General features: G+C 64.3%; 5 protein-coding genes and 1 tRNA gene. 4 read left to right on the forward strand and 2 right to left on the reverse strand.

The genetic code is table 11. From position 1 onward, the window contains the following. Positions 1-624: DUF1501 domain-containing protein (locus tag GNZ12_RS24445; protein WP_172314485.1), on the forward strand; the 624-nt coding region annotated here is incomplete at its 5' end. 53 nt (positions 625-677) lie between these two features. On the opposite strand, the gene GNZ12_RS24450 is transcribed toward GNZ12_RS24445, so the two are convergent. After that, positions 678-1,502, reverse strand: coding sequence for a squalene/phytoene synthase family protein (locus tag GNZ12_RS24450; RefSeq protein WP_172314493.1), 825 nt, complete (start codon positions 1,500-1,502; stop codon positions 678-680). A gap of 220 nt (positions 1,503-1,722) precedes the next feature. Between GNZ12_RS24450 and GNZ12_RS24455 the strand changes: the two genes are divergently transcribed. Beyond that, positions 1,723-1,809 (forward strand) — tRNA-Leu (locus GNZ12_RS24455). A gap of 94 nt (positions 1,810-1,903) precedes the next feature. Here the strand turns inward: GNZ12_RS24455 and GNZ12_RS24460 are convergent. Next, a complete protein-coding gene (locus tag GNZ12_RS24460; protein ID WP_172314487.1) occupies positions 1,904-2,197 on the reverse strand; it encodes a hypothetical protein in 294 nt (97 codons plus the stop codon). Between the two features lie 649 nt (positions 2,198-2,846). Between GNZ12_RS24460 and GNZ12_RS24465 the strand changes: the two genes are divergently transcribed. Both GNZ12_RS24465 and GNZ12_RS24470 read left to right on the forward strand, forming a co-directional pair. Further along, entirely contained in the window at positions 2,847-6,155 is a 3,309-nt protein-coding gene (locus tag GNZ12_RS24465) for a DUF2339 domain-containing protein (protein WP_172314489.1), read from the forward strand. Next, on the forward strand, positions 6,152-7,509 hold a 1,358-nt coding region (locus GNZ12_RS24470; protein WP_172314491.1), incomplete at its 3' end, for a DUF3999 domain-containing protein. The genes GNZ12_RS24465 and GNZ12_RS24470, both read left to right, overlap by 4 nt.

A 7,509-nucleotide genomic window follows, 5' to 3' on the forward strand; every position in this document is an offset into this window, starting at 1 on the left:
CGGAATCCGGAACTGGCGCACATTCTCGACGTCGAGAACGACATCGTGAAAGCCGCCGACCGCCTGCGTCCCACACCAGGTCAGGCGCAATTGAAGACCGTGTTCCCCGGCGGCGCATTCGGCAGTTCGATCAAGACAGCGATGCAAGTGCTCGCCGCTGGGGATACGGCGCAAGGACAGCCGAAGAGTGGGCAGGGCGTCGCGGTGATCCGTTTGACGCTGAACGGTTTCGATACGCATCAGAACCAGCCTGGTCAGCAGGCGGCGCTGCTCAAGCAACTGGCCGAAGGGTTCGCGTCGATGAAGTCGGCGCTGGTGGAGCTCGGCCGCTGGAACGAGACGTTGGTGATGACCTACGCCGAATTCGGCCGGCGCCCGCGTGAGAATCAGAGCAACGGCACTGACCACGGCACCGTTGCGCCGCATTTCGTGATGGGCGGGCGAGTGCGGGGCGGTTTGTACGGCGTGCCGCCGGTGCTAACGCGGCTCGACGGCAATGGCAACTTGCCGGTCGGCGTCGATTTCCAGCAACTCTACGCGACCGTGCTCGGGCCCTGGTGGGGACTCGACGCGTCCGCGATCCTGCAGCAGCGGTTCGAGCCGCTGCCGTTACTACGCGTCTGATAATGAGTGGAGCTTGCTTATCAGCATGAGATGGCGGCCGTTGCGTCGCGTGCTTACCTGGCGCGCCACGCGATCCAGAGTTTGCGGATCGGCGTCAACGCGATACGCTGATGCAGCACGTGATAGCCGTCACGCTCGACTTCATCCAATAGCGCTAAGGCCAGTGCCGCCTGCGCCACCAGCGTGCGCTGCGAGCGGCGCTCATGCGCGGGTATGGCGGCGAGCGCTGCATGCAACGCATCGCGGGCCCGCTTGGTCTCGAAGCGCATCAGCTCGGTAAATGCGTCGGAATATTTCCGATTGATCAGATCCGCAGCGGTAACGTGAAAGCGCTGCATTTCGTCGATCGGAATATAGATGCGGCCGTGACGCGCGTCATTTCCGGTTTCGACAACGAACTGCGCAAGCTGCAGCGCCTCGCCGAGCGGTGCCGACCAGCTTGACGCCTGTGCGCTGTCTTTCGCCGTGGCACGCGCGATCAGCGACGCGAAGGTGCCGCCGACGCCTTGCACGTAGCGCCGCAGATTCGGGTAGTCGAGGTAGCGTGCCTGGTCGAGATCCATTTCGAAACCGGCGAGCAGCGCTTGCAATTCCGGATACGCGGCCTGCACGTCGGGCAGATAGGCCGCCAGCGCCTTTGAAACCGGATGCGACGGCGAGCCCGAAGCCAGCGCGGCGAGCTCGTTTTGCCACCACGCGAGTTTGGTGCGGCCGATGGCCGGATCGCTGGTTTCTTTAACGGTTTCCTCGAACTCGCGGCGCAGCGCGAACAGCGCGGTCAGGAGCGGTTGGCTTGCCGCGGGCGCCTGCCGAAGCGCATAGTAAGTGCTCGAGCCGGGCGGCGCCGCTTTCTGCTGGCAGTATTCGTCGAAATTCACAGGATTGGAATGTGGGGAAGGGCAGGCGAAGAGGAGCGCGGTGCGCGCGCGTTTAACCAAAAATTGTAGCATCGACACTCCTTGGGTCGATGCGTGAGCAAATGCAGACAAGCGCGAATCAATCGGTTAGAATCTCGCGCTTACGCTTTCGGGCGCGGGTTTTTAACGCGATCGTGAGCAGGCAGGACATCGGGCAAGAGGCATTGCAGCTTGTCCGGCTGCGAGGGTGGCGAAATTGGTAGACGCACCAGGTTTAGGTCCTGACGCCCGCAAGGGTGTAGGGGTTCGAGTCCCCTCCCTCGCACCATCCCTATGTAGCAGAGAACCCCGTTAAGTCTTCGACTGACGGGGTTTTTTGTTTTCGATGTGACTTGCGCTGAGCCTCGCGTGCCCGGCAGCGCTCAGGCGTCCGGCGCGGGCGATTGCTGTCCGGCTTGTGTGCCTGGCAACTCGGCTTGTGCGGCGCCTTCGAGAAAACGGCGGGTCGATTCGAATGCCTGCAGCATGGGATCGGGCCACGGCGTTTGCAGCATGACGGCCTGATGGTTTTCGAACGCCGACGACAACAGTTTTACCAGTTCGGGCGAGCGCAGATGACGCAGCAGCACACTGACGGCGATCGCCGTTGCCTGGCTCGCGCCGGCGGTTTGAAGTTCTGAGGCGGTGAGGGCCGCTACCTGTTTGTTGATGTCCACTGAAACGTCCCTGGATGAAATGGGGGTGATCGAAGGCCTGGCGGCCGAGCCCGAATTTTGACATGGTTGGTGGCTTGCCGCGAACGCAGCGGCCTGGCCGGGCCTGCTATGCTCAAAGCGTGACGATCGTTTTCAGCGCAGTTAATCTATTAAACGATATGCAGTTGATGTAGCTGAACGCCGCTGCTGGATTTGTCCGAGGCAATCGGGTGTCCATCGAGCAGCGCCCGACATGACGTGGTATCCGTTGTGGCGCATATTGCGTGGATTGTTAATCCGGACATTGGGCACATTGGATGCGTGGAGTTAGAAATGGCTGCTTGGGTCCGCTCTGGCCGGGTTGTGGCGCGCACGTGTTCGAACCATACCGGTCGGTGCGTCCGTGCGGACGCGCTTGTGCTCATCGCCGGCAGCCCACGGATTAATCCTGTGAAAATAAGCCGCGTAGATTCGACAAAAAGCGATATGAATCGACGAATAAGCATCACGCATTCTGCGTCGCTCGCTCAATGGTTCAAAAGCGTGGTTCAAAGCTCGATTTACATGGTATTCTGCGCGCCGATTTTCGCCGCGTTGTTGATGCGATAGTCTCGGATTAATCCGTGCGACAAACGAATCTCGCAGCTGAAGACAATAAAAGAGGGATGCGATGAGCGTGATATTTGCCGTGATCGGTGCGGTGATCGGGATCATGGCCGCCGTGTCGAACGATTTTTCGATCGCTTTCGGTGCATTGATGGGTGGGGTGGCCGGCGTTGCGCTCGCCCGTCTGCTGCAAAAGAGGTCCCCACGTGTCGCGAACGAACCCGCGCCCAAAAAACCGGCGGCGTCCGACTACGGGAACCACCCGGCCGGCAGCCCATCTGGCGAACTGGCCGCGCGCGTCGAGCGACTCGAGCACGAGATCGTCGTTCTGCGCGGTGAGATCCGCGAGTTGCGGGCCAGTGTCACCGGCGCATCGGCAGCCGTGCGCTCGACGGTGAGCGCCAGCGCGGTCACGCCGCCGGAGTCGGCCGAAGCGCCTGCATCGAGCCGGCCGGCCGCGCCGAACCCGCTGAATGCTCAGCCAGACAGCCCGCCGACGTTGTCGCCGTCCGCCGAGCCAGCGCTGCCGCCATCGCTTTCCGCCGAACCGCTTTCAGCGCAAACCCCGTCCACGCCACCCTCTCCGCCCGCACCGCCGCGCGGTCCCGGTCTTGCCGAACGCATCTTCAGAAGCGGCCGCGACTGGCTATTCGGTGGCAACACGGTCGTGCGGGTTGGCATCATCGTGTTGTTCTTCGGCATTGCGTTCCTGCTCAAATACGCGGCGGACAACAGCCTGCTGCCGATCGAGTTCCGCCTCGCCGGCGTGGCGCTTGCCGCGACCGCCTTGCTCGGGCTCGGCTGGCGCATCGGCGAGCGCCGCGGCGCGTACGGGCTGATCTTGCAGGGCGGCGGCGTCGGTGCGCTCTATCTGACGGTGTTCGCCGCGACGAAGCTCTATCATCTGTTGCCGGCGGGCGCGGCCTTGCCGCTGATGATCGCGATCTGCGGCTTGAGCGCGTTTCTGGCGGTGCGGCAGAACGCGTCGTCGCTGGCCTTCATGGGCAGCGCGGGTGGCTTTCTCGCGCCGGTTCTCCTGTCGACGGGCGGCGGCAGTCACGTAATGCTGTTCAGCTACTACGCGTTGCTCAACGCGGGCATTTTCGCGATTGCGTGGTTCAAGGCGTGGCGCCCTCTGAATCTGCTTGGCTTTGTGTTCACGTTCTCGATCGGCGCCGTGTGGGGCGTGACGGCTTACCGGCCTGAGTTGCTTGCCAGCACCGAGCCGTTCCTGATCCTGTTCTTCCTGATGTATGTCGGCATCGCGTTGCTCTACGCGGTGCGCTGCGAGGTCGCGCTTAAGCATTACGTCGACGGCACGCTGGTATTCGGCACGCCACTTGTGACGATCGGTCTGCAAGCGGCGCTGATGAGGGGCATCGAATTCGGTCTCGCGTGGAGCGCGGTGGCGCTGGCCGCGTTCTACCTCGCGATCGCGGGCTGGCTGGCGCGACGGCGCGTGCGCCTCGACATGATGTTCGAGGCCATGCTCGCGCTGGCCGTGATTTTCGCCACGCTCGCCGTGCCGCTCGCTTTCACCGGACCGACCACGAGCGCGACCTGGGCAATCGAAGGCGCCGCGATCACCTGGCTCGCCGTACGTCAGCGGCGCCTGGCCGCGTTTGGCTTCGGCTTGCTGATGCAACTGGCCGCAGCGGGCGCGTTTGTCGTCGGCACGCTCGCACCGATCGACGGCGCGCATGCGTGGCCAGTCCTGAACGGCGCGTACATCGCGACTGTGCTGATCGCGGTTGCGGGCATCTTCACCGGATGGCGGTTGCATGGCCGCAGCGAAGCGGGCGCGTGGCACGCATGGATGCCGCAGATCGGCCTCGTCGCAGGCGTATGGGGGCTGTTGTGGTGGACCATGGGTGGACTCCACGAAATCCATGCGTACGCTCAGGCTCATCTTGCGTACGATCGCGATCGTTTCGAGACTGCTGCCATCGCACTGTTCGCTGTTCTAACTGCCTGGCTCGCGCACGCCGCGCACCGCAAGCTGCGCTGGCCGCTCGCCGAACTGCCGGCACTGGCGCTTGTGCCGGTCCTCGCTCTGCTGACGCTGAGTCTGTTCATGTTGAGCATCACGCCGGTCAGCGGTTGCGGTTGGCTGGTTTGCGCGCTCGTCGCGGCGTCTGCCTACGTGCTGCTGTGGCGTCAGCAGCGCGACGTCGGCGATCATGTGCTCGCGCCGCTGCATGCGCTGATGTTCTGGACGGCCGGCGCGCTCCTTGCGCTCGAAGGCTATTGGGGCTTGCGCGCCTACGTGCCGGAAGGCGCATGGAGCTGGAGCGCGTGGGCCTATGGCTTTGGCGTTCTGCTGCTGTTGGTGGCCGGCGTCGGGCATCGTTTGCGCTGGCCGGTCGCACGCTTTGTAGAGGCCTATCAGGTGTGGGCCGCAGCACCGCTCGCCGCCTTGCTGTGGCTGTGGAGCATCGCGAGTGTGACGAGCGACGGCAGCGCCGCGCCGCTCTTCTGGCTGCCGATCGCGAATCCGCTGGATGTGGCGCAGATCCTCGCCTTCATCGCCTGCGCCGTATGGTTGCGGCGCCTTCGCGCATTAGGCGTGCACTGGCATCCGCGGGCTTTCGACTACGCGGTGCTCGCCACGCCGTTCCTGTGGTTCAACGCACTGCTGCTGCGCACGCTGCATCATCATTTCCATGCGGCGTACGATGTGGAAGCGGTGTTGGCGTCGTTCAACTTCCAGCAGGTGTTCCTGGTCGGCTGGAGCGCGTTTGCGTTTGCCGGGCTGTGGCTCGCGCGTCGCGACAGCATCGTGCGCTTGTGCGCGATTGCGTCGACGCCGCTCGTGCTGGTGATGTGGGTGTGGACGTTCTATGCGAACCTGACGCAGGACGGCGGCGCGTGGGCGCGTCTGCCGCTGCTCAATCCGCTCGACCTGGTGCAGGCGGTGATTTTTGCACTGGCGGCGTTGTGGCTCGTGCGCATCAACCGCCTCGGCGTGCCGATCGACCAATACCGCGTGCAGTTGCAGGTGGCGGTCGGCGTGACTGGATTCGTCTGGCTTAATGCGATGCTGCTGCGCACGCTGCATCATTGGATCGGCGTGCCGTATCAGCTTGACCAGATGTCACACTCGATGCTTGTGCAGGCTTCAGTATCGGTATTCTGGACGGTCTGCGCGTTGGCTATGATGATCTGGTCGACCCGCCGGGCCAGCCGGCTATTCTGGTTCATCGGCGGCGGACTGCTGGCGGCGACCGTCGTCAAACTGTTCCTGTTCGATCTGTCGCACGTGACGGGTATCGAGCGGATCGTGTCGTTCATCGGTATCGGCCTGATGCTGCTGCTGATCGGCTACTTCTCGCCGTTGCCGCCCAAGGTGGCCGTTCTGGAAACTGAGCAATGAAGCGTGTCTTGATAGTGACGGGGTGGTGTCTTGCGATCTCGTCCGTGTGGGTTTCGACCACTGCGCTAGCGGCCGATCGGTTTGCGCAGCGCTTTGCACTCGAACTCGAAAGCGGCGCCGCTTATTACAGCGTGACACTTCCGGCTGCCGTCTACGCCGCCAGCCAGCGCAGCGATCTCGGCGACGTGCGCGTGTTCAATGGCGCCGGCGAACCCGTGCCGTATTCGCTCGACTCACCCCGTGAGCCTTCCCGCACGCCGACCACGTTGCGTCCGGTGCGCTGGTTCCCCATGCCGCCCGCCGCGCCCGGCGGCACTGGCGCGCCACTCGGCGTAACGATTGCCGCCGACGGGTCGCTGCGTGCAACCGCGACCCCGCCGGGCCGCGCGCAAGATGACGCCGACCTGATCGATGTCGCGCGCGAGACGCGGGCGGGCGCTCGGATAGAGGCATTGGTCGTCCACGTGCGTGACGACAACTACCAGGGGCGTGTCAACGTCGAATCGAGTGACGATTTGCGCAACTGGCAACCCGCCGGCGAGGCGCAACTGCTCAAGGTCAGCTACAACGGCAGCACGCTGAGCCAGGACCGCATCGAGCTCAACGGCATGCGCGCGCGTTACCTGCGTTTGAGCTGGCTCGACGGCGCGCCGTACATCGAGTCGATCGACGCTCAGGTGCAGGCGGCCAGCGCCGATCATACGCAGCGCGCGGAGTCCCAGCGGGAATGGCGTGAAGGCATCGTCGCCCGCGCGGGGCCGAAAACTGGCGAGTATTTCTTCGAGACCGGCGGGCCTTATCCCGTCGATCGTTTGCGCCTGAATCTGCCGCAGCCCAATACCGTGGCGCCGGCCGTTATCTATTCGCGTGCGGGCCTGGAGACGGCGTGGCGAGAAGTATCGAGCGCGACCCTGTTCCGGTTGCACAACGGCACGGTGGAGCAAAGCAATCCATCGCTCGAAATGGCGCCTGACACGGACCGTCAGTGGCGTGTGGTGGTCGACACGCGCAACGGTGGTTTGGGAAGCGGCACGTTGACCGTTGCCGCGGGCTGGCGTCCGGCGACACTCACTTTCGTCGCGCGCGGGGCTGCGCCCTTTACGCTGGCGGAGGGGAGTGCGGCCGCGGTGTCGTCGGCGGTGAGCCGGGCGGATCTGCTGATGGGGGCGTCGTCGGTCGCCGTGGCGGCGCGGCTGGGCGAGGCGCTACCCGTTGAGGACGACGCCGACGCGCAGTCGTCGGGCAAAGACCCCGATGCGAAGCGGCGCTATATGTTGTGGGCAGCCTTGTTGCTGGCTGTCGGCTCGCTCGGTGCGATCGCCTGGCGGCTTGCGCGCAGTGCTCAGGTCCAGGC

This window comes from Paraburkholderia solitsugae (genome assembly GCF_013177695.1).
GTDB classification, from domain to species: domain Bacteria; phylum Pseudomonadota; class Gammaproteobacteria; order Burkholderiales; family Burkholderiaceae; genus Paraburkholderia; species Paraburkholderia solitsugae.